The following is a 20,323-nucleotide window of genomic DNA, read 5'->3' on the forward strand; positions in this document are numbered from 1 at the left end:
GTCTCCGTCGGGTTTTGCTTTACTCGTTGATGCCGTCCCCGGCATGCAGCGTGACCACGGCATCGGCCGCGACCACGCCCTGGGCGGTGACGATCAGCGGATTGATCTCCAGCGTGTCCAGCCGCGGCCCGAGTGCGGCGGCGGCCTGCGACACGCGCACCAGCACTTCGGCCACGGCATCGGCGTCGACTGCGGGATGGCCGCGATGGCCGCACAGCAGCGCTTCGGCACGGCTTGCGCGCAGCATGGTGCAGGCGCGGGCATGGGTCAGCGGGGCCAGGCCGAACGCGGTCTGCCGGAAGATCTCAACTGCCGTGCCGCCGATGCCGGCCAGCGCTACCAGCCCGAAGACCGGGTCACGCCGCACGCCCACCATCAGTTCGCCCCAGCCGCGCACCATGCCGGCGACCAGCGCGCCGTCGAAGCGCGCCGGGCTGCCGTGGTTGGTAGCGGCGGCCTGCACCTGCGCAAACGCCGCACGCACCGCCTGCGCATCGGCCACGTTCAGCACCACGCCGCCTACGTCGCTCTTGTGCAGGATGTCGGGCGAACACAGCTTGACGGCAACCGGGTAGCCGATGCCTTCGGCGATGCGCACGGCCTCGTCGGCATCGCGCGCCAGTCCGTGGGGTGCGGTGGGGATGCCGCAGGCGTTGAGCCACTGCATGGCATCGAACTCGGACAGCGACGTGGTGTCGCGCGGGAGGTCCGGCGCAGCCAGGGCCGCGGCAGCTACGGCGGGCTTCGCTTGTGCTGCCGCTGCCTGCGCGGCGGCGCGGGCCAGCACGGCCACGGCCTGCACCGCGTGGGCGGGTTCGCGGAAGACCAGCGCGCCGCGCGCTTCGAGCCAGCGGCGCTTTTCGTCATCGACCAGCCCGCTGAACAGCAGCGGCGCCGCGGTGCCGCTGCGGTGCAGGGTCTCGACAGCTTCCTGCAGGCCAGGCCAGATGCGCGGCGCACCAACGCCGCCCGCCAGGAAGGCGACGACACTGCCGTAGTCGGGGCTTTGCGCCGCGGCGGCAATCGCGTCCAGCAGCACTTCCGGCTGCGCCACGATCTGCCCGGTGACATCGATGGGATTGGCCGTGCTGGCAAAGGGGATGGCGCTGCGCAGCGCCGTGGCCGCGGCTTCCGGCATGGGCGGCAGGGGCAGGTCCAGCGCCTCGGCCTGGTCGGCCATCATGATGCCGACGCCGCCCGAAACCGTGACCAATGCGACCGGCGTGACGGCGCTTTCCGGCTCTTTCGCCGAGGGCTGCCAGCGCGTCGGCCGGCGCCCGCGCGAGAGCACGTAGCCCAGCCGGAAGAAGTCATCCAGCGTATGGGCGCGGAATACGCCGTACTCGTCGAAGACCGCCTGGTAGACGGCGTCCTCGCCGGCCAGGCTGGCCGTGTGCGATTGCGCGGAGCGGGCCCCGGCCTCGGTGGTGCCGACCTTGGTCACCACCACCGGCTTGCCCGCGGCACGCGCCGCCGCCAGCGCGCGGCGCAGGCGGGTGCCGTCGCGGCAGCCTTCCAGGTAGGCCAGGATCACGCGGGTGGCGTCGTCGTGCGCCAGCCATTCGATCACGTCGGCCACGTGCAGGCCGGCTTCGTTGCCGGTGGTGACCCAGTGGCTCAGCCCCAGCGATGCCTCGCGCGCCAGCCCAAAGGCATAGGCGCCGAAGGCGCCGCTCTGGCTGACCAGCCCGACATCGCCCAGCGGCGGCAGCCCGCTCAGCGGCATCGGCGAGAAGGTGGCAAAGACGCGCTCGCGCAGGTTCATCGCGCCCAGGCAGTTGGGCCCCAGCAGCGTGATGCCGTGCGCTTGCGCCAGGGCCGCCAGCTCCGCCTGCTTGGCGATGCCGTCGCCGCCGGTTTCAGCAAAGCCCGAAGTGAAGAACACCGCGGCGCGCGTGCCGTTGCGCGCCAGCTGGCGCATGGCGTTCAGGCTGGCACTGACCGGCAGCGCCACGATGGCGAGGTCGGCCGGTGTGTCCAGCGCATCCAGCGAGGGCACCGCAGCCAGCCCCTGTACTTCACGCGCCGTGGCATGCACGGGAATGATGCGGCCGGCGTAGCCCAGTTCGCTCAGCAGCCGCACCGGCATGCCGCCCACCTTGTCGGGCTGGGTGGAGGCGCCGATCACGGCGATGGTGCGCGGCTGCAACAGGGCGCAGAGGTCTGGCATCGCTTGTCTCCGTATGCGTGCGCCATGACTTCCAAGACGGCGCAGCGAATCTTGTCATTGGTGTGTCCGAGCATGTTGTCATGACATGTTATGATGAGTCAATGTTGTTATGATAAGTAGAAGCCCGCATCGGACATGCCGTGAACACCATCAATCTCGTGACAACAAGCTCCCTGCCTCGCTTCAAGCAGATCGAAGGCGCGCTGCGCCAGCGCATCATCAACAACGAATGGACTCCGGGCATCAAGCTGCCGTCCGAGTCTGAGCTGATGGCTGAATTCGGCGTCAGCCGCATCACCGTGCGCCAGTCGCTGGCATCGCTGCTCGCCGAAGGGCTGATCGAGACGGTGCATGGCAAGGGCAGCTTTGTCAGCCGTCCGGCGGGGCAGGCGGACCTGGGGCCGTTGACTGGCTTTTTCGACTACATGCGCGCGCGCGGGCACGAAGCGCACGGCAAGGTGCTGTCGACGCGGCTGATCGCGGCGCCGGCCATCGCCACCGATGCGCTGCGCCTGCCGCCGGGAACCAGGCTGCTGTGCGTGACCATGCTCAAGTCAGTGGCCGGCGCGCCGGTGGCGGTCGGCATGACGATGGCGCCCGAACCCCTGATGCGCGCGATCCTGGAGCACGACCTGGAAAACCACGATGCCCTGATGATCGTGGAAGCCCGCCTGGGTTATCGCCTCAAGTACCTGCATACGGAGAGCGCAGCAATCCCTGCCAATGCGGAAACCGCGCGCCGGCTCAAGGTGGCGCCGGGCGAGCCGCTGCTGCGCATCCGGTTCACGCCGCACGACATCGACGACAAGCCGCTGGCTTACTCCGAATTCATGTTTCGTGGCGACAAGTTCACCTACAAGGCCTGCGTGCGGCGCTAGCGCCGCCTGGCAGTGGCGCCGGGGGAACTTTTGTGCCGGTGCCGTGGCCTGAACGGCATCGGCGCTGGCGTTAGAATGTGGCGCCCAGTTCTGCCCCAGCCCAGGAGTCCAAGATGCTTTCGCCGCTTTTCCCGCGTTCCCTGTCCACCGCGCTGGTGATGGCGTTGTCGGTCACGTGCGCGTCGGCGGCGCTGGCCGCCGGGCAGGATGAAGCGCCAAAGCCGCGCGGCAAGGACGAGGCCCCGGAGGCCCCGGTCGCCTGCATGAAGGCGGTCAAGGCAGCGCTGCCCAATCCCGCCAGCTTCAAGTGGGTCGGCGGCAAGACCCGCAAGGTGGCCGAAGACGCCTACAGCGTGGTGGCCGACGTCGAATACCTGGCGCAGGACGGCGCCGTGCGCAAGGCCAAGGTCCAGTGCGACGTGCTGCGCGCCCCGGGCAACCAGTTCGTGGTGCCCAAGGTCAGGCTGCCGCAGCACTAGGGCCTGCCTGGCACTAGCAAGCCGGCATCCGCTCGAATGCCTGCAACGAAGAATCGATGGCGTCCCACGCCGGCCCGCGCACGCTGTAGGTGAGTACCTGCGGCATGAAGCGGTCCGGGTCGTCCAGGCTGCCCGCGTGGACCGCGATCAGCTCCGGCATTGCGGCAAAGCGCAGGAAGACCGGCGTGCCGCACGCCGGGCAGAAGGCGTGGACCTTCACGTTGCCGCTGTCGCCCGCGACCTCCCAGTGCGTCGCCTCGCCGGTGATGGTCATCTCGGCGCGCGCGGGAAAAGTCAGGTAGGAGCCATGCCCGGTGCCGCTGCGCCGCTGGCAGTCGCGGCACTGGCAGTGGTTCTGGAAGACGGGCGCGTGCCTGGTTGCGTAGCGAATCGCGCCGCACGCGCATCCGCCGGTGTAGGGCTGGGTCATGAGCAACTCCCGGTTCAGGCCGCCTTCGGCTTGGCGAAGACATCGATGCCTTGCCCGGTTTCCAGCAGGGATTTCAGGCTGGAAAGGACGATCGGCCAGCCCTGCTTGACGCCCTTGGCCATCCCGCTGCCGGCCTCCAGTTCGTCGTGGGTGACGGTCAGCCGGACCATCTCCTCGTATGCCTCGATGTCGAAGCTCACGCGGCTGTAGCTGGCAGGATCGGCGGCCTGCGAGGGGCTCGCCCACGTGATGACCAGGCGCGCCGGCGGCGCGGCCTCGACGACCTTGCCGACCACCTGGACCAGGCGCTGCTCGTTGGCGCGCACGTGCTCCCAGGCCGATCCGGGCTTCCAGTCGGAGACGTTCTCGTGGCCCCAGTAGCGCCGCGCGATCTCCGGCTTCGTGATGGCCTCGAACACCTTTTCCGGCGTCGAGCGGATGTAGGTCACATAAACGAAGCTGGTTTTCTCCTGGGTCATTGCGGATCTCCTTCGAGTTCGTTCTTCAGGTCGTGCAGCAGGCTGAGCCGCTGACGTTCGAATTTCCGCACCCAGCGCTCGTAGACCTCGTGCAGCGGCACCGGGTTGATGAAATGCAGCTTCTCCCGGCCACGCCGGACCGTGCTCACCAGATTGGCCGCCTCGAGGATCCCGATGTGCTGGGTGGCCGATTGCCGCGCCATGTTCAGGTGCTCGCAGAGCTCGCCCAGCGTCTGCCCGTTCCTCTCGTACAGCAGGTCGAGCAGCTTTCTGCGTGTCGGGTCGCCCAGCGCCTTGAAAACCTTGTCAGCGTCCATCCGGTCCGTTGTGTTTGTGCGTGAGGGGAGTATATGCAGGTAAATACCTGCATGTCAATCAGCGCATCGCTCTGCGTGCGGCGCGGTTGTTGGCTTGAAGCGATGCGGTGGCAGGCCAACGCAGCGCAGTAGATCGCAGACAAAAGTGGACGCCGTCCATTTCATTTGCTAGGCTATGTGTACGGCATCCACAAACGTTCGTGGATGCAACCCAAGGAGACCGCGAATGAAGACCGAAGCGCAGAAGGAGCACCGCTGGCTGCAACGGCTGGTGGGCAACTGGATCGCCGAAGGCGAGGCATCGATGGGGCCGGACCAGCCAGTGCAGAAGTGGGAGATCCCCGAGCGCGTGAGCAGCGTCGGCGACGTCTGGGTCCAGTGCGTGACGCAGGGGGACATGCCCGGCTGCGGCCCGTCCACCACGGTCATGACGCTGGGCTACGATCCTGCCCGCAAGCATTTCGTCGGGACCTTCATCGGCTCGATGATGACCCACCTGTGGATCTATGAAGGCGACCTCGATACCGGCGGCCAGCAACTGACGCTGCGTGCCGAGGGGCCGGATTGCTCCGGCAATGGCCGCATGGCCCAGTACCGCGACGTGATCACCTTCACCGACGACGACCACCGCACGCTGACGTCCTACATGCTGGGCGAGAACGGCGAGTGGACCCAGTTCATGAACGCCGGCTATCGCCGCCAGCGTTAAGCCTGGCGGCGCAGTGCCGCGAGCCGTGCCAGCCGGCCGCGCGGGCCGGGCGGATCGTCGTGCGGGTGCGCGGCGCCGCCCCCGGCATGGCGCCGGCGGCGCAGCACCAGCAGCAGCGACGCCGGCACCAGCAGCACCAGCGCCAGCAAGGCGAACGTGAACAGGCCCGGATCGCGCGCCGCGGCGGCGACCCGGTTCACCAGGCAGGCAGCGACCACGATGCCGGGCAGCATGCCCAGCGCGGTGCCGACCAGGCAGTCGCGCAGGCTGATGCGCGATGCGCCGATCACCAGGTTGACCAGCGCGAACGGTGCAATCGGTACCAGCCGCAGCACCACCATTGCCACCACCCCGTGTTTGCCCAGCTGGTGGCTGACCCGGTTCAGCCGCCTGCCGCCAAAGCGGCGCACGGCATTGCGCCCCAGCAAGCGGCCGGCCAGGTAGCCTGCGACGGTGCTCAGCACGGTGCCGCACAGCGCCAGCGCGGCGCCGTAGAGCGGGCCGAATATGACCACGGTCAGCAGGATCAGCAGCGTCACCGGCAGCATTGTCACCGCGCCGGCCAGGTAGACGCCCATCATCGCCAGCGGTGCCAGCGGCATCTCGTCCAGCTGCTCGACCACGCCGAGCAGTGCGCGGAAGTCCGCCCATTCGCGCAGCGGCGTATGGCGCCACGCAAATGCCAGCCCCGCCAGCAGCAGCGCCAGCACCACCATCATCCCGACGCGCCCGAGCACGCGCGGGCGTGCCTCATGGCTGACGAACTCGGCCAGCACCTGGTCGCTGTCGATCGGCTCGATCGGGTCCAGCAGGTTGGCCGCCGGCGAAGCGGCATCGACATCGTCCGGCAACGGCGGCTCGTAGGCTTCCAGCGAGCGCCCGTCCGCGCGCTGCAGGTTGCGGATGGCCGCAAGCACGCTGCGGGTGGCGGCGACCTCGGCCTGGAAGGTTTCAGGTGCCACATCCAGGTGCTCGCCTAGCAGCCGTGCGCGCATGCCGGCAATGGCCGCCTGCACGCGCGCGTCGCCGCCCGACATCACCACGACATTGCACTCGGTATCCAGCCCCAGCGAGCGGTTGCTGAGGTTGGACGAGCCGATGGTGATGAGATCGTCGTCGATCACCGTGACCTTGCTATGCACATTGACGCATTCGGGCATCAGGCCGGGAATCGACGGGCAGTACAGGCAGAAGCGTTCGTGCGTGTCGGCCGCGCGCAGGCGGCGGTACAGGCGCGCGCGCAGCACGCCCATGCTGTGCGCTTCCAGCCAGCCGCTCTCGTTGCGTCTCGACACCAGCACGATATCGGGGCCATCCTCGTGCCCCAGCCGTGCCTCCAGCGCGTTGGCGATCTCGCGCGAGCTGAAGTACTGGTTCTCCATGTAGATGCTGTGCCGGGCCGAGGCGATGGCATCGTGCAGCAGCATGCGGATCTCGCTGACACCGGGCTCGTCCTCGCACATGGGCATGGTGCGGGCGATGGCGACGCGCACATCGGTCAGTTCCGGTGCCAGGCCTGGCGGCCACGGGTCTGACGAGGTGGCCGCAACCGGGCGCGGCTCGCTGCCGCTGGCGCGCAGCCAGCGCGCCGCGCACAGGGTGCCCAGCGCCGCCGCGGCGGGGCCGTCGAGCGCGCACTGCACGTCATGGAAGGGCGGGTAGGGCTTGCCTTCGGCCATGCGCAGCGGCGCGCCGGGGGCATGGTGGTTGTCGTCCCAGCGGCGCAGCGTCAGGTCCAGCCCGCCGACAAAGGCGAGCTTGTTGTCGATCACCACTACCTTCTGGTGGTGCGAGGCGCCGGGGGGATGGTTGCCGTCAAGCCGGAACGACAGGTGCCGGTGCGCCTGCCAGTGCGCGCTGGCCGACGGCAGCCACTCGCGCTCCATCGCCATCACCATGGCGTAGTCCCAGCTGAGGATATAGATGCGCAGTTCGGGGCGCTGGTCCGCCAGCGCGCACAGGAAGTCGCGCAGGCCCGCTGGCAGGCCGTCCTGTGCGCCCTGTGGCACCAGTTCCATGCGGCTGTCGATATCCCAGCCCAGGATGAAGATGGTGTGCTCGGCGCGCGGCAGCGCTTCGCGCAACGCGCGGAAGTAGGCGTCGGCGTCGACCAGCATGGCAAAGCGCTGGCAGGGCTCGACGCGCCAGCAGTTGCGCCCCGGCTCCGGCGTAAAGGCGGCCGGGGCCTGGCGATCATGCGGAGGGCCAGTGGCGGGAGACGCGGTGGTGCCGGGCGGGTTGCGTTGCCTCATGTCGCACGCTTCGGGGAGGTTCAGCCAGAAACGTCGCGCAAGTTCCGTACCGGTGCGGCAAGTGGGCTGGCCCAGGCGTGCAGGCGGTGCCCCGGGGGACAAGGGCGAGCCGTGGGCGGCTCAGGCGCGTGTGCGCTTTACCTGCCTTTGTAAGAACGGCATGCCGGCGCGGGCGGGTCGGAAGACCCCGGCATGCGGCGAAGACGCTACGACGGATGGCCGCGCCGCAGCGCCGTGGGGCGCGCAATGCCCCAGACATCCAGCAGCGGCTCGAAATGCGGTTTGCTTTCGCGCGGTGCCGGTGCCACGCGGCGCGGCGGCGGCAAGGGCCGGCCGGTCAGCACTAGCGGGGTATCGGCCTCTGCCGGCGATTCAGGCTCGCCGGCGTAGGCCACTACGCCCATCTGGCGGGCGGACTTCAGCGCGCGCGTCAGTTCCGCGGCGTTAAGGCGGCTGGCGGCGGCAAGCTGGTGCCGGGGCATGGGCCCCTTGGCACGCAGGCTGGAAATCAACGCCATCACGCATTCCCGGGTGGTTCGATTCATTTCGCTGCGTCAGGAAAAAGGGTACAGCGGTGGGCTCGCCAATCGAGCCCGCCGCGTACGGTACCCATTCTTTCGCAGGGGTCATATCCTTGCCAACCGGATATGACACTTGTTCACATTTCCTAGCGCAGAGAGAGGAATCGTCCCTAGGTTAATGCCGCGTTTCCGGGTCGCCGGTCGGAAATCTGCGATCCGCGCGGTCGCGCGGGGTGAGCATCGTGCCATGCCGGCGCCACTTGCGTGCGTGCCTGGCATGGATGTCTTCGGCAAGTTCGTGCAGTTCGGCAACCCTGGCGTCGATCGGGTCGGGATAGATGTCCAGCGGGCGGTACCTGAGGAACAGGCGCATGGGGGTCTCGGTTGGTCCTGGATAATGGCGTGCTGCCTTGGTTCCAGTATCGGTGACAGACCCGTAGCTTTCACGAGCGCAGGCGTAACACATTGATTTCACTCAATGTGTTTCCCGCAATGGATTGTTGTGGCCCGCGTTCGCCGCGGGCCCGGGGGATACAGGGGGAACCGGCCGTTGACGGTGGCCGGGGTGGTCAGAAGCCGATGCGGGCGGTGCCGCGTGCGTCCCGGCAATAGATCTTGCGTTCGCGCACCAGGCCATCGCGGCCGTGGATGCACAACGGCAGGCCATCCTCGCGCGCGCGCATCCAGCCGGCCGCGATCGCAGCTTCCTGGGTCGGGAAATGCAGCGCGGTGTCGTCACCACCGTTCTCCAGGCCTTCGATGGTGAGTGCCCATCCGCCGTCGCCGGCGTATTCGGCGTTGTCGGTTGCGGCGGGAAGCACGTGGATGCTGCGTGACGTCATGGTGTTCTCCGGAGGGCGTGGGCTGACTCTTGATTTTTAAGCGACGGCGCCGCCGCGGGTATCCGTCGATGTCCTACAAGCGCACGCGGTGACCGCCGGTCGCGCCGTCGGCTGACATCCCGGTAGGACGAAAGCCGACTTTTTGCGCTGCGGTGCGTTGCTACGATCCAATTGCCGGTCGGGCAAGCGGCTGCCCGGTCCCAAGCCATTCCGATCCACTCCATCCTGGCGGCGCATGCCGCATCCACACGAAGCAAGGAGATCGTCATGAGAAAGCTATTTGCACTGTTTGCCCTCGCTGGCGTGATGCTGGTCACGGGTTGCAACACCATGGCCGGCGCAGGCAAGGATATCGAGCGCGGCGGCGAGAAGGTACAAGGCGCGGCGGAAAGCACCAAGCAGAAGATGTAAGTCCCGCTGCCTGCCGCCCTGGCATTGCTACGGCCCGCGTCTGGTGACGCGGGCCGTTGTCTTTGCCACGGCGAATTCAATGTGCGGCCGCCGCCGGGGCCTGCGCCGCATCGAGGTGGTTGCGGCGCCAGCTGGCGGGCGGCAGGCCGAACTCGCGCTTGAACGCGCGGCTGAACGCGGCCTCGGAATCGTAGCCGACCGCGCCCGCGACCTCGCTGATGGAACGGTTGCCACTGCGCAGTTCGGCGGCCGCGGAGCGCAGCCGCCAGTGCGCCAGGTACTGCATCGGTGGCTGCCCCAGCAGGTCGGTAAAGCGCTGCGCCAGCGCCGAGCGCGACAGGCCCACGTTGCCCGCCAGCTCATCGACCGTCCACGGGTAGGCCGGCCGCGCGTGCATGCGCGACAGCGCCCGCCCCACATAGCGGTCGCGCAGGGCGGCAAGCCAGCCGCTTTCATTGTCAGGCAGGGTGTCGATGCAGCGCCGCACTGCCTGCACGAACAGCAGCTCTGACAGCTTGGCCAGCACCGTGGCGGTGCCCGCACGCGGTTCCGCCGCTTCAGACGTGGCAAAGGCCAGCGCCGACGCCAGCCATGCCGATTCCAGCCCGCTGCCCAGCCCCACCTTGAACAGCCGCGGCAGCGACGTCAGCAAGGGGTTGCCCATGGTGTCGTCGAACCCCAGGAAGCCGCACACCATGCGCGTGGTCTCGCCGCCGCCGCCGTAGGACACGCGCATGACCTCGCCCGGGCTGTTGCGCAGCATGTCGTACACCAGCGGAGCGGATGGCAGTGGCTGCAGGCGCAGGTCGCTGCCCAGCACGTGCGGCTCGCCCTGCGGCACCACCAGCAGTTCGCCGGTGTCGACGCGCAGGCCCGGGCCGGTGCCGTCGACCAGGCGCGCCCAGCAGACGCCTTCGGTAATCAGGTGGTAGGAGACGACGCGGTCGGCGCGGGGCAGGAAGGCGGCGCGCAATTCAGCATCCGCTTCACTGATCAGGCACCACGGCGACTTGAACTCGCCGTTCAGGAACACGGCGCCGCTGAGCTGCACGGCGCGCAAGAGGTCGGACAAGGCATCCATGGTCACATTCCTCCAGATCCGGTGTTTCGCGCAAGAAAGCCGGACGCCCGATCATACGGGCAAGGGGACCGGGCTCCGATACTAGCACCGTGCCTGGCGCCATACAACGCCGCAGCGCACGTATCAGACTAGCCGGAGACAACACCATGGAAACCCTTTCCGCAGCGGATGCCAGCGCAGGCGCACAGGCCGACTGGCTCGGCCTGGCCGCGACCCTGGGCCGCACCTTCGACGCACGCGCGCCAGAGATCGATGCCAGCGGGCAGTTCGTCAGCGCCAACTACGACGACCTGCGCGCGCACCGCTTCTTTGCCGCGGCCGTGCCGCAGGAACTTGGCGGCGCCGGGCTGTCGCACCAGGAGCTGGGCGCGGTGCTGCGCGAGCTGGGCAAGTACTGCGGATCGACCGCGCTGGCGTTTGCCATGCACACCCACCCGGTGGCCACGGCCGCGTGGCGCTGGCGCAATCAGCAAGCGCCGGTGGAGGGGCTGCTCAAGCGCGTGGCGGGCGAGCAGATGGTGCTGCTGGGCAGCGGCGGTTCGGACTGGCTGCAGGGCAGCGGCAAGGCTACGCGCGTGGATGGCGGCTATCGCGTGGATGCGCGCAAGATCTTCGCCAGCGGCGCGCCGGCGGCGGACCTGTTCATGACCTGCGCCGTCCATGACGATCCGGAGACCGGGCCCACGGTGCTGCATTTCGCGCTGCCGATGAAGTCGCCGGGCGTACGCGTGCTGTCGAACTGGCACACGCTGGGCATGCGCGGCACCGGCTCGCACGATGTGCTGCTGGAAGGCGTGCTGGTTCCGGATACCGCCATTGCCGCCCGCCGCCCGCAAGGCGTGTGGCATCCGATGATGCATACGGTGGCGATGATCGCGCTGCCGCTGATCTATGCGGTCTACGTCGGCGTGGCCGAGGCCGCGCGCGATATCGCGCTGCAGCTGGCGCGCCAGCGGCGCCTGAGCGCGCATGCGGTGGAAGCCGCCGGGCGCCTGTGCAACGAGGCCGATGCCGCGCAGCTGGCGCTGGATGCGATGTTCGCGGCGGCATCGGGGCAGGCGCCGGGCGCGGTCACCACCAACCGCATCATGTGTGCCCGCACGCTGGCCGCGCGCGCGGTGCTGGCAACGGTCGAGGCGGCGATGGACCTGGCCGGCGGCGCGGGCTTCTATCGCGATGCCGGGCTGGAGCGGCGCTTTCGCGATGCGCAGGGCGCGCGCTTCCATCCGCTGCAGGCCGGTGCCCAGCAGGAGTACGCAGGGCGCATGGCACTGGGGCTGGATCTCGACGCGCCGCCCGGCGAGGTGCGGCCTGCCGCGCAATGATCCCCGCCCTGGCGCCGCTGCCGTATGACACGCAAGCCTGCAACGACAGCGGCCAGGACGACCCGGCCCGCGCCATCAGCCACGACGGCGCGGCGCGGCGGGCCTTGCGCGATGCGCTGGGGCAGTTTGCCACGGGCGTCACCATCGTCACGGCCGCGGACGCCGACGGCCAGCCGGTCGGCGTCACGATCAATGCCTTTACCTCGGTGTCGCTCGCACCGCCGTTGCTGTTGTGGTGCCTGGCACGCAGCTCCGGCAGCCTGGCGGCGCTGCGTGCGGCGCCTTGCCACGCGATCAATGTGCTGGGGAGCGGGCAGCAGGCCTTGTGCCGGCGCTTCGCCGCGCGCGGTGCTGACCGCTTCGCGGGCGTCGATTGCCGCCCCGGGCCGTTCGGCACGGTGCTGATCGGCGGCACGCTGGCGTACTTTATCTGCCGGCACCACTCGGTGCGCGTGGTGGGCGACCACGTGATCTTTGTCGTGGAGGTGGTGGCCTATGGATCGACGCCGGGCGCGCCGCTGGTGTTCCACGCAGGCGGGTTTGACGTACCAGCGCCTTAGCCGCGCTTGCCCGCGATCACCAGCGCAATGCCGCCCAGCACCGCGGCAGCGCTCAATGCCAGCCGCAGGCTCAGGGCTTCACCGAGCAGCGCGATGCCGCCTACCGCCGTAATGACCGGCACGCTCAGTTGCACGGTGGCGGCGGTGGCGGCCTTCAGCTGCGGCACCACGGCATACCAGATGACATAGCCCAGCCCGGAGGTGATGGCGCCGGACAACAGCGCATAGGCCAGCCCAGCGCCGTCCAGTGAACGCTGCGCCTGCATCACCGCACCCAGTGCCAGCGCCATCGGCACCGCGCGCAGGAAATTGCCCGCGGTGGTGGAAGCGGGATCCGCGGCGCGCCTGCCGCGCAGCGAATAAACGCCCCACGCGATGCCGGCCGCGATCATCAGCAGCGAGGACAGCAGCGGCGGCGTGGCCAGCCCCGGCAGCAACAGCCACACCAGCCCGGCCAGCGCCAGGGCCAGGCCAATCCATTGCTGCAAGCGCATGGGCTCGCCGGCATAGAGGCCATAGCCGGTCATGGTGGCCTGCACCGCCGCGAACAGCAGCAGCGCGCCGGTCCCCGCGGTGAGGCGCACATAGGCAAAGGAAAAGGCCGCGGCATAGCAGAACAGCGCAAGCGCGGAGATCCAGTTGCCTTCCACCTGCGGCAGCCGCTGCGCCACGACCGTGCGCACCAACTGGTGCCGCGCCACGACGATGACCCACAGCACCAGCGCCGCCGCGGCGACGCGGGCCAGCGTAAAGCTGGCCGCGTCGATGGTGGTGCCTTTCAGCGCGAGCCGGCACAGCAGTGAATTGCCGGCAAAGGCGAGCATCGCCAGCGCGGTCAGCACCACGGTGTTCGCGCGCGGCATGCGGCGGGGCGGCGGCGGCTGCGTGGTTCAGGCTGCGGGCGGTTCGTCACCGATGGCGAACGAGGACAGGTGCTCGATCGCCCTGACCAGTCCGGAATGATCCCAGCCCGCGCCGCCCAGCCCGCTGCAGACATTGAACAGCTGCTGGCACGACGCCGTGTTGGGCAGGCCCACGCCGAGCTGGCGCGCGGTGGACAGCGCCAGTTCCAGGTCCTTCTGGTGCAGCGCGATGCGGAAGCCCGGGTCGAAGGTGCGCTTGATCATGCGTTCGCCATGCACTTCCAGGATGCGCGAGCTGGCAAAGCCGCCCATCAGCGCCTCGCGCACGCGCGCGGGATCGGCGCCGGCGCGGGCGGCCAGCACCAGCGCTTCGCTGACCGCCTCGATGGTCAGCGCCACGATCACCTGGTTGGCCACCTTGGCCACCTGGCCGTCGCCGGCCTCGCCCACGCGCGTGATGTTCTTGCCCATCAGCTGCAGGATCGGCAGCACGCGGTCGAATACTTCCTGCTTGCCGCCGGCCATGATCGACAGCGTGCCCGCCTTGGCCCCGACCTCGCCGCCGGAGACCGGCGCATCGATATAGTCGGCGCCGAGCGCTTCGATGCAGCGCGCGAACTCGCGCGTGGCGATCGGCGAGATCGAGCTCATGTCGATCACGGTAACGCCGCCTGCCGTGTCGGCAAGGCCGTCAGCGACCCCCTTCTCGCCAAACAGCACCCGCTCCACGTCGGGCGTGTCAGGCAGCATCAGGATGATGGTTTCCGACTGCTTCGCCACCTCCTCGGCGCTGGCGCAGGCATTCACGCCAGCGTCCTGCAGGTCTTGCGGCACGCCGCTGCGCGTATGGGCGAACACGGTATGCCCGCCGTCGACAAGGTGCTGCACCATGGGCTTGCCCATCACGCCAAGTCCGATAAAGCCGATCTTGCTCATGTCAGTGTCCGGTAGTGGTCAGGCGCGAGGCCGGCCGTGCGTCGCGCACGACGCCGGGTTCATCTCTGATGATAGTCAGTCGCACGCCAGCGCAGACAGCGGCCCCGGCGCAGGCTGCGCGCCGGCGCGCGCGGCCGCCACCCGCGCGGCGGCATCGTCCAGCTGCGCCAGCGTACCGGCGTCAACCGGGACATGGGCGGCGCGGGCGGCGCGCCAGGCCCGTTCGGGCTCGCCCGGCAGGCGGATGCCATCCTGCCCCGGCTGCAGCCGCGACGCCTTCATCCAGTCGGCGAACGCCGCCACTTCATGCCCGAATGACGTGCTGGTGCCCAGGCGTGCGGGATCGAACACGATCGCCAGCATGTTGTTCCAGACCGCATGCTGATGCCGCAGCGTTTCGGGGCGGATGGTGTGGCCGCCGGTGACCGCGGCGCCCAGCAGCTCGCACATCACGGCCAGCACATGGCCCTTGTGTTCGCCAAAAGGCCGCAGCGCGCCTGGCGGCGCGCCGTCGGCGGGGTACATCACGGCAGGGTCGGCGCTGGGCTCGCCATGCGCGTCCAGCAGGCAGCCGGGCGCCACCGGCACGCCCTTGTTGTGGGCCACGCGCACCTTGCCCAGCGCGATCGCGCTGGTGGCGAAGTCCAGCACCAGCGGCGGCTCGCCCGCCACCGGCACGCCGATGGTGAACGGGTTGGTGCCGTAGCGCGCATCGTAGCCGCCGTGCGGCGCCACGATGGGCTTGGACAGCACGTTGACGAAGTGGATCGAGATCATGCCGGCGGCGGTGGCCTGCTCGGCCCAGTGGCCCACGCGCCCCAGGTGGTGCGACTGCCGCAGGCCCATCACGCAGACGCCATGCTCGCGCGCGCGGCCGATGGCCATGTCCATGGCCTGCGCCGTCACCGCCTGGCCCATGCCGCGGTTGCCGTCCAGGCTCAGCATGCTGCCGGCATCGTGCAGCACGCTGACCTGCTGGTTCAGCTGCAGCTCGTCGGCCTGCCAGGCCAGCACATAGCGCGGGATCATGCCGACGCCGTGCGAGTCATGCCCGCTCAGGTTGGCGCCGACCAGGTGGTCGGCCGTCAGGCTCGCCTCTTGCGTGCTGCTGCCCGCGGCAAGCCAGAGATCGGCCACCCACTGGTGCAGGGCGGCGGTAGGGATGCGGTGTTCGCTCATATCGGCCTTGGCTAGGGATGAAAAAAGCCCCGTGCCGTGTGACGGCAACGGGGCTTCATGATACGGCCGGCGCGAGCCCGGTGGCGCCGGCATGGCCGGTGATCGGCTACTGCTTACTGGCGCAGCACAGCTTCGGCAGGTGACTGGCCAAGGATTTCGCGGATACGGGCCAGGTAGGTATCGCCTACTGCGCGGTGCATGCGCGCCGCCTCGGCCGCGAACTGGCGGCGGCTGGGCGGGCGGATGCCCAGGCTGCGGCAGATCGTTGACAGGTAAGGCTTGCGCTGGCCGCCCAGGCGCAGCGCCGCGGTCTGCAGCGCGGCATCGCCGATGCGCCCGCGCAGCCAGGCCAGCACCTGGCGGTCATAGTCGTTTTGCACACGGATCAGGTGTTCCATGGACGGGACTCCTACTGTTCATCCATACAGGTACTGTAAATATATACAGTATCCAGCGGGACGCAAGGAGTTTGTTGTCGTGTGACACAATTGGTGCGACTGGCGACAGGATTCCTGGAAAACGGTGACGGAAAAGCTGGAAGTTTGCGCTGGCGCTGGCGGACTGATCGAAGTACCTCGGTACCCCAGTTCGGGCGGACATTTATCCCGCCCCTGGTCCTTAACTTGCCGGTCCTGCCATGTGCCTCGAAAGGCAATGTCCAATAGGACGTTGGCCTCGGCGCATGCATTTTCCCAGGAGGCGCCCCATCTGGAGCCGGCTCGCATCGGCTGCTGCCAGAAGCGTCTGGACGAGGTAAGGGCCGACTTGAATGCCGCACGCGCCCGTGTCGAGGCACATTTTGCGCAGGCGACCATGAGTCCAGACGCCATCCGCCAACGCATTGACGTGTCCTCGCAACAGAAAATCGAGCAACCTTTCAACGTTATGGCGGGGAAGCGTCGGTAAGTTCCAATTTTAGGTTCGACAACACATCAAACGGCTGGCGCACGGATAGCCAAGAGGCTTGGCAGGAGTTGCTCTGTGTGGTGCTTCGCCAGCGGTGTTTTTTTGATCGGTGGAGACATGTTTCTCCCTCTTCCATTCAATACTGTCAGTGCCACCCTTTCGCCATTTGCCTAAGCTTTTTCAGGAAGAAGCTTCGGCAGGGCACTACGAGAGCTAAATGATGCAGGAGCAACATTATATAGATCGCTCCACGACCAGCTCGTCACGTGCCATATCGAATCGCATAAGTTCGCGTCGGCCATCTGGATATTCGCGTACTGCGCGGCCGGGATAGAGCGGGTCAGCTATGTAGATGGGTCGACCCTCCCTCAGATGGCGGTCAGCCTCTGCGCCATCATCGTTGGCGATCATCATCTCAAAGGCGACAAAGAATTGCTCTTCCTCTGTCGGCGAGGCGTCATTCAATTCTCTTACGTCGATCATGAGTGCTCCACGGCGTGAGATGGGCACGTCGGTAGTAGTTAGTGTAAAGACAAGAGATGGAATATCAGCGAGGATCATGCCTTCGATCGTACGGAACTCACGTCGGCAGCGAGATGCCACACTTGTCCCGCCTGCGCATCCGATGGGCGAACATGATTTGAGAACCAGTCTCCGCTGTCTCCTTGACACTCCATGCCGGTAATCTCGCCGCAAAGCCATTCCCGAAGCGCTATTACTCGCTCCAGTCGCCACGATGGTGTACCGTTATGATGCGGCGAGATTAGTACGGAAACAGAGCCGATCCTCGTCGGTGTTGATGCAAGGACGCTATGGAGGCGTTCAAAATTCGACGACATAATCCACTCACTGTGAACTGAATCGTCGCGAATTTGAATTAGTTCAATTAATAAGCTCGGGCTTGTACTAGCGAAGGAAAAGCATTCCCATGCGACTGCGGGGCGGGCCAGTGCTTGGACGAATCGATTGGGGTGACGCCACTCGTTAAGTGAAAGAAACATCACCTACTCCTGTAAATGAACACTATAGATTGTAGTTCTATAGTGTTCATTTGGGTGAGATTCTGGGATTTGCCAAGCAGAAATCTCATGGATCTTCCCCGTAATTTTGGTCGGGCCCTTCGGACTGCTAGAAAGCTAAGAGGGGTCTCCCAGGAGGCGCTGGACAGCGTGAGCAGCCGTACCTATATCAGTTCGCTTGAGAGAGGCTTGAAGAGCCCAACCCTGGAAAAGGTGGATCAGATAGCAGGAGCGTTAGCCATTCATCCGGTCACTCTTGTGGCGTACAGCTATCTTGACCCAAGAGATAGTGACGCATTCGACAAGCTTTTGAGCCAGATTAAGGACGAGTTGCGTCAACTTATGGGAGCCAGACACGAATGATGTCACGCGAATTGGACCGACGATTAATTTTCCACTGGCCACGATGGGCACAATGAAATTCATGGACTCACCCTTCGCATGAGGGCTCAGTGAGCTGGCTCGATGCCTGTCGTGTCCATGGATCATGAACTTTCTGGGGGATCCGCATCGCTCGCACAGGGCATGAACTATCCTGCGCAATCAGAGGTGGTGCCGCCTGTGTTTGCGCGGATGTAGCCAAGGGAGTTTACAACGGCCGTTCAGCGCGATCAGTCGACTGTCTCCGCTCGACCCTTCTCGGACATTGGCCAAGTCCACCTCAACAGCCGATTTGACCGTAACCTGACATTCGAAGCTTTATTGGAGAATCAACCGAAGCCACGGCTGCGAGCAGGGATTCCATGCCCTTGCCAGATGGCCATTACCATCATGATCGCCCCGAAGTCGAGGCTTGACGAAAGCCAAAGCGCTTTGGCGCCGAAGGCATCCAGGCAGATGCCGAAGCGCCATGACGCGAGGGCTCGGGCCACGCGCGCGGGTACCATCAGGATGCCTTGACGGTGGCCATAGCCATTGGGTCCAAAGATCACAGCGGCAGGGTCCCTTGGCAATCGGGAGGATGCCATTGCCTGCGCCATGCAGCACCCCAAACAGCGTTGCAGCGGGCGCTTCGGCGACGCCGAACGCGATGGCACCGTCGGCGTGAAGGGCAGCCGCCTTGCGGGCGGAAAGCAGTGGATGGATCCTACGCAGCAGGCCGAACTCCAGTATCCGGGCACCCACCTGAGCGGGGCCGATCAGCGCACTGACCAGCACAGCAGTGGCCAACGTCGCGCCGCCCGCCTGCAGCAATCGCGGCAAGGGTGCCGCCATGGCGGTGCTAATGAACCAGGTCGCGGCGAAGACAAAGGCGAGTGCGAATGAGGAAAGCCGCCGAGACTGCGCGCCGTCGCGAGAAGCCTGCGACGATGTGGCTTTGGCCGGCGGTGGCTCAATTGCCGTCCTGCGGGGCATGCTGAGATTGTTCGTAAAGCCCTGCAGCCACTCCGATACCGAGAATGAGCCAAGCGGCGAAGAGGCCAAAGACGCCCTGTGCGACGCCGAGGCCTTGGCCAGATCGGCGACTGATTTTTCGGCCAGCAGGGTGTTTCGAACTGAGACCTGGCACGAATGATGGTCAAGACGTGATCTCGCTACCCGCCCAGATAGAGCCCCGTACATAGCCAACGGAGCGCGTAGCATGCAGGCGCTCGCGCTCGGCCCCAGTCGGCAAACGCGGCCCGCACGCCAATCACGCCGAATGAAGCATACGTCGCAATCCCGGTGCGGACGAAGGTCGCTTTTTAATATTGACAAAAACCTCAGGATGACGATAATGTCGACATAACATCGGGCGTCACCTAAGGCGGCGCCTGGCCATTTCAGGAGACGCCATGACCCGCCCGCCCCGCGGCGTGCTGCGCACGCCGCCGGCCTTCCCCGAAAGCGCGCTGCCTGCCTTCGTCCAGAAGCTCGACCGGCCCGAAGCCCTGGTCAAGGCCCAGGCGCTTGCCTTCCTGATGTTCGAGAAGCGCGACCTGCTAGCGACGCAGACTTTCCTGACGGATTTCGGCATGCGCTGCGTGTCGCGCACTGGCAGCCGGCTGTTGATGCGCGGCGCCGGCCCCCAGCCGTGCCTGATGCTTGCGACGCAAGGCCAGCGCTCGCGCTATGTCGGCGCGGCCTTTTCGGTGCGCAGCGAGGCAGACCTGGTTCACGTCGAGGCCAACGCGAATGCGCGCCGCCTGCGCGCCGACGAGATTCCGGGCGGCGGCGCCGGCGTCGAACTGACCGACCCCGCCGGGAACTTGCTGTGGCTGGTGACCGGCCAGCAGCCGGTCGACCCGCTGCCATTGCGTGACCCGCTGCATTCGCGCATCAACGACCCGGGACAGCTTCGGCGGGTGAACGCTATGGTCCGGCCGCCGCTCGAGCCCGCGGCCGTGGTCAAGCTCGGCCACGTCGTGCTCCAGACCGTCGACTTTCGCGGCATGGCGCGCTGGTATATGCGTCATCTCGGCCTGATCCCGACCGATGTCCAGTATCTGGAGGACGGGTCACCCAATCTCTGCTTCTTCCGCCTGGATCTCGGCAGCACGCCCGCGGACCATCACGCCCTGGTGCTCGCAGGCGGCATCGAAGAGAAATACGAGCACAGCGCATACGAAGTGCTTGATCTCGATGCGCTCGGCCAGGGCCACAACGTGCTGCGCGCGAACGGCCACCGTCATATGTGGGGGATTGGCCGCCATGTGCTCGGCAGCCAGCTGTTCGATTACTGGTTCGATCCGGACGGCATGGAATTCGAGCACTACGCCGATGGCGATGTCTTCACCGCCGACCGGGAAACCCACTACGTGCCGCTGGAAATGTCCGGCATCTGGGCATGGGGCGACGACGTCCCGGCCAGCATGGGCGTCAAGCGCAATCTCGCTACGGTGTTCCGGGTTGCGCGGCTGCTGCGCGCCGGCCGGCTCTCTGCCGCGCGGCTGAAGCTGCTTGGGCGCGCGATGACCCGGGCGCGGCCCTGGCTCTGAGCCTGCGCTACCGCGTCCCTACGAACCCCCTCACGTCAAGGAAAGCAA

The 20,323-nt window shown here is 67.0% G+C and carries 23 protein-coding genes; 9 read left to right on the top strand and 14 right to left on the bottom strand.

Translation table 11 applies throughout. From position 1 onward, the window contains the following. Positions 1 to 19: 19 nt before the first annotated feature. A complete protein-coding gene (locus AC3WVS_RS14620) occupies positions 20 to 2,170 on the bottom strand; it encodes an acetate--CoA ligase family protein (RefSeq protein ID WP_492319217.1) in 2,151 nt (716 codons plus the stop codon). A 140-nt stretch (positions 2,171 to 2,310) separates the two neighbouring features. Between AC3WVS_RS14620 and AC3WVS_RS14625 the strand changes: the two genes are divergently transcribed. Beyond that, the gene (locus tag AC3WVS_RS14625) at positions 2,311 to 3,048 is read left to right on the top strand and encodes a GntR family transcriptional regulator (protein WP_492319218.1); all 738 of its coding nucleotides are present in this window, start codon (positions 2,311 to 2,313) and stop codon (positions 3,046 to 3,048) included. A gap of 113 nt (positions 3,049 to 3,161) precedes the next feature. After that, positions 3,162 to 3,527, top strand: a complete 366-nt coding sequence (locus AC3WVS_RS14630) for a DUF2880 domain-containing protein (RefSeq protein ID WP_340521852.1) — start codon at positions 3,162 to 3,164, stop codon at positions 3,525 to 3,527. A gap of 13 nt (positions 3,528 to 3,540) precedes the next feature. On the opposite strand, the gene AC3WVS_RS14635 is transcribed toward AC3WVS_RS14630, so the two are convergent. The 3 genes from AC3WVS_RS14635 to AC3WVS_RS14645 are packed head-to-tail and all read right to left on the bottom strand — an operon-like array spanning position 3,541 to position 4,753. Beyond that, positions 3,541 to 3,957 carry a GFA family protein gene (locus AC3WVS_RS14635; protein ID WP_492319219.1) on the bottom strand — a complete coding sequence of 139 codons (417 nt, stop codon included), beginning with the start codon at positions 3,955 to 3,957 and terminating at the stop codon, positions 3,541 to 3,543. A 14-nt stretch (positions 3,958 to 3,971) separates the two neighbouring features. Next, the gene (locus AC3WVS_RS14640; RefSeq protein ID WP_492319220.1) at positions 3,972 to 4,436 is read right to left on the bottom strand and encodes an SRPBCC family protein; all 465 of its coding nucleotides are present in this window, start codon (positions 4,434 to 4,436) and stop codon (positions 3,972 to 3,974) included. Further along, positions 4,433 to 4,753 (bottom strand): ArsR/SmtB family transcription factor, encoded by a 321-nt coding sequence (locus AC3WVS_RS14645; protein WP_492319221.1) that lies wholly within the window; start codon positions 4,751 to 4,753, stop codon positions 4,433 to 4,435. Before AC3WVS_RS14645 ends, AC3WVS_RS14640 begins: the two co-directional genes overlap by 4 nt. Positions 4,754 to 4,979: 226 nt before the next feature. On the opposite strand from AC3WVS_RS14645, the gene AC3WVS_RS14650 reads away from it, so the two are divergent. After that, on the top strand, positions 4,980 to 5,462 hold the full coding sequence (locus AC3WVS_RS14650; RefSeq protein WP_492319222.1) for a DUF1579 domain-containing protein: 483 nt from the start codon (positions 4,980 to 4,982) through the stop codon (positions 5,460 to 5,462). On the opposite strand, the gene AC3WVS_RS14655 is transcribed toward AC3WVS_RS14650, so the two are convergent. From AC3WVS_RS14655 to AC3WVS_RS14670, 4 genes are all read right to left on the bottom strand, one after another. Further along, positions 5,459 to 7,714 carry a VTT domain-containing protein gene (locus AC3WVS_RS14655; protein ID WP_492319223.1) on the bottom strand — a complete coding sequence of 752 codons (2,256 nt, stop codon included), beginning with the start codon at positions 7,712 to 7,714 and terminating at the stop codon, positions 5,459 to 5,461. The two genes, AC3WVS_RS14650 and AC3WVS_RS14655, sit on opposite strands and share 4 nt — an antisense overlap. 206 nt (positions 7,715 to 7,920) lie before the next feature. Beyond that, a complete protein-coding gene (locus tag AC3WVS_RS14660; RefSeq protein WP_231881494.1) occupies positions 7,921 to 8,259 on the bottom strand; it encodes a hypothetical protein in 339 nt (112 codons plus the stop codon). 151 nt (positions 8,260 to 8,410) lie between these two features. Further along, on the bottom strand, positions 8,411 to 8,608 hold the full coding sequence (locus AC3WVS_RS14665; RefSeq protein ID WP_010809653.1) for a hypothetical protein: 198 nt from the start codon (positions 8,606 to 8,608) through the stop codon (positions 8,411 to 8,413). A 196-nt stretch (positions 8,609 to 8,804) separates the two neighbouring features. After that, positions 8,805 to 9,077, bottom strand: a complete 273-nt coding sequence (locus tag AC3WVS_RS14670; RefSeq protein WP_492319224.1) for a DUF2188 domain-containing protein — start codon at positions 9,075 to 9,077, stop codon at positions 8,805 to 8,807. Between the two features lie 267 nt (positions 9,078 to 9,344). Between AC3WVS_RS14670 and AC3WVS_RS14675 the strand changes: the two genes are divergently transcribed. Then, the gene (locus tag AC3WVS_RS14675; RefSeq protein WP_010809655.1) at positions 9,345 to 9,488 is read left to right on the top strand and encodes an entericidin A/B family lipoprotein; all 144 of its coding nucleotides are present in this window, start codon (positions 9,345 to 9,347) and stop codon (positions 9,486 to 9,488) included. A 76-nt stretch (positions 9,489 to 9,564) separates the two neighbouring features. Here the strand turns inward: AC3WVS_RS14675 and AC3WVS_RS14680 are convergent, their stop codons facing one another. Further along, the gene (locus AC3WVS_RS14680; RefSeq protein WP_492319225.1) at positions 9,565 to 10,569 is read right to left on the bottom strand and encodes an AraC family transcriptional regulator; all 1,005 of its coding nucleotides are present in this window, start codon (positions 10,567 to 10,569) and stop codon (positions 9,565 to 9,567) included. Between the two features lie 146 nt (positions 10,570 to 10,715). Between AC3WVS_RS14680 and AC3WVS_RS14685 the strand changes: the two genes are divergently transcribed. Together AC3WVS_RS14685 and AC3WVS_RS14690 are read left to right on the top strand one after the other, a co-directional pair. Continuing rightward, positions 10,716 to 11,894: an acyl-CoA dehydrogenase family protein gene (locus AC3WVS_RS14685; protein WP_492319226.1), complete on the top strand. Its 1,179-nt coding sequence runs from the start codon at positions 10,716 to 10,718 to the stop codon at positions 11,892 to 11,894. After that, a complete protein-coding gene (locus AC3WVS_RS14690) occupies positions 11,891 to 12,454 on the top strand; it encodes a flavin reductase family protein (RefSeq protein WP_492319227.1) in 564 nt (187 codons plus the stop codon). The genes AC3WVS_RS14685 and AC3WVS_RS14690 overlap by 4 nt, the downstream gene beginning before the upstream one ends. On the opposite strand, the gene AC3WVS_RS14695 is transcribed toward AC3WVS_RS14690, so the two are convergent. The 5 genes from AC3WVS_RS14695 to AC3WVS_RS14715 form a co-directional block, all read right to left on the bottom strand. Beyond that, entirely contained in the window at positions 12,451 to 13,317 is an 867-nt protein-coding gene (locus AC3WVS_RS14695) for a DMT family transporter (RefSeq protein WP_492319228.1), read from the bottom strand. The genes AC3WVS_RS14690 and AC3WVS_RS14695 overlap by 4 nt on opposite strands. Positions 13,318 to 13,344: 27 nt before the next feature. After that, entirely contained in the window at positions 13,345 to 14,253 is a 909-nt protein-coding gene (locus AC3WVS_RS14700; RefSeq protein WP_492319229.1) for a 2-hydroxy-3-oxopropionate reductase, read from the bottom strand. 75 nt (positions 14,254 to 14,328) lie between these two features. Then, on the bottom strand, positions 14,329 to 15,432 hold the full coding sequence (locus AC3WVS_RS14705; RefSeq protein ID WP_492319230.1) for a malate/lactate/ureidoglycolate dehydrogenase: 1,104 nt from the start codon (positions 15,430 to 15,432) through the stop codon (positions 14,329 to 14,331). 113 nt (positions 15,433 to 15,545) lie between these two features. Next, entirely contained in the window at positions 15,546 to 15,830 is a 285-nt protein-coding gene (locus tag AC3WVS_RS14710) for a CppA family protein (protein WP_492319231.1), read from the bottom strand. A 742-nt stretch (positions 15,831 to 16,572) separates the two neighbouring features. Continuing rightward, positions 16,573 to 16,899: a hypothetical protein gene (locus tag AC3WVS_RS14715; RefSeq protein WP_492319232.1), complete on the bottom strand. Its 327-nt coding sequence runs from the start codon at positions 16,897 to 16,899 to the stop codon at positions 16,573 to 16,575. Positions 16,900 to 17,426: 527 nt separating this feature from the next. On the opposite strand from AC3WVS_RS14715, the gene AC3WVS_RS14720 reads away from it, so the two are divergent. From AC3WVS_RS14720 to AC3WVS_RS14730, 3 genes are all read left to right on the top strand, one after another. Continuing rightward, positions 17,427 to 17,720 (top strand): helix-turn-helix domain-containing protein, encoded by a 294-nt coding sequence (locus AC3WVS_RS14720; protein ID WP_306848091.1) that lies wholly within the window; start codon positions 17,427 to 17,429, stop codon positions 17,718 to 17,720. A gap of 615 nt (positions 17,721 to 18,335) precedes the next feature. Next, the gene (locus AC3WVS_RS14725; RefSeq protein WP_492319233.1) at positions 18,336 to 18,623 is read left to right on the top strand and encodes a hypothetical protein; all 288 of its coding nucleotides are present in this window, start codon (positions 18,336 to 18,338) and stop codon (positions 18,621 to 18,623) included. 530 nt (positions 18,624 to 19,153) lie between these two features. Beyond that, positions 19,154 to 20,275, top strand: a complete 1,122-nt coding sequence (locus tag AC3WVS_RS14730) for a VOC family protein (RefSeq protein WP_492319234.1) — start codon at positions 19,154 to 19,156, stop codon at positions 20,273 to 20,275. Positions 20,276 to 20,323: the final 48 nt, after the last annotated feature.

The organism is Cupriavidus sp. CPT47-8839-RL05A (genome assembly GCF_058792255.1).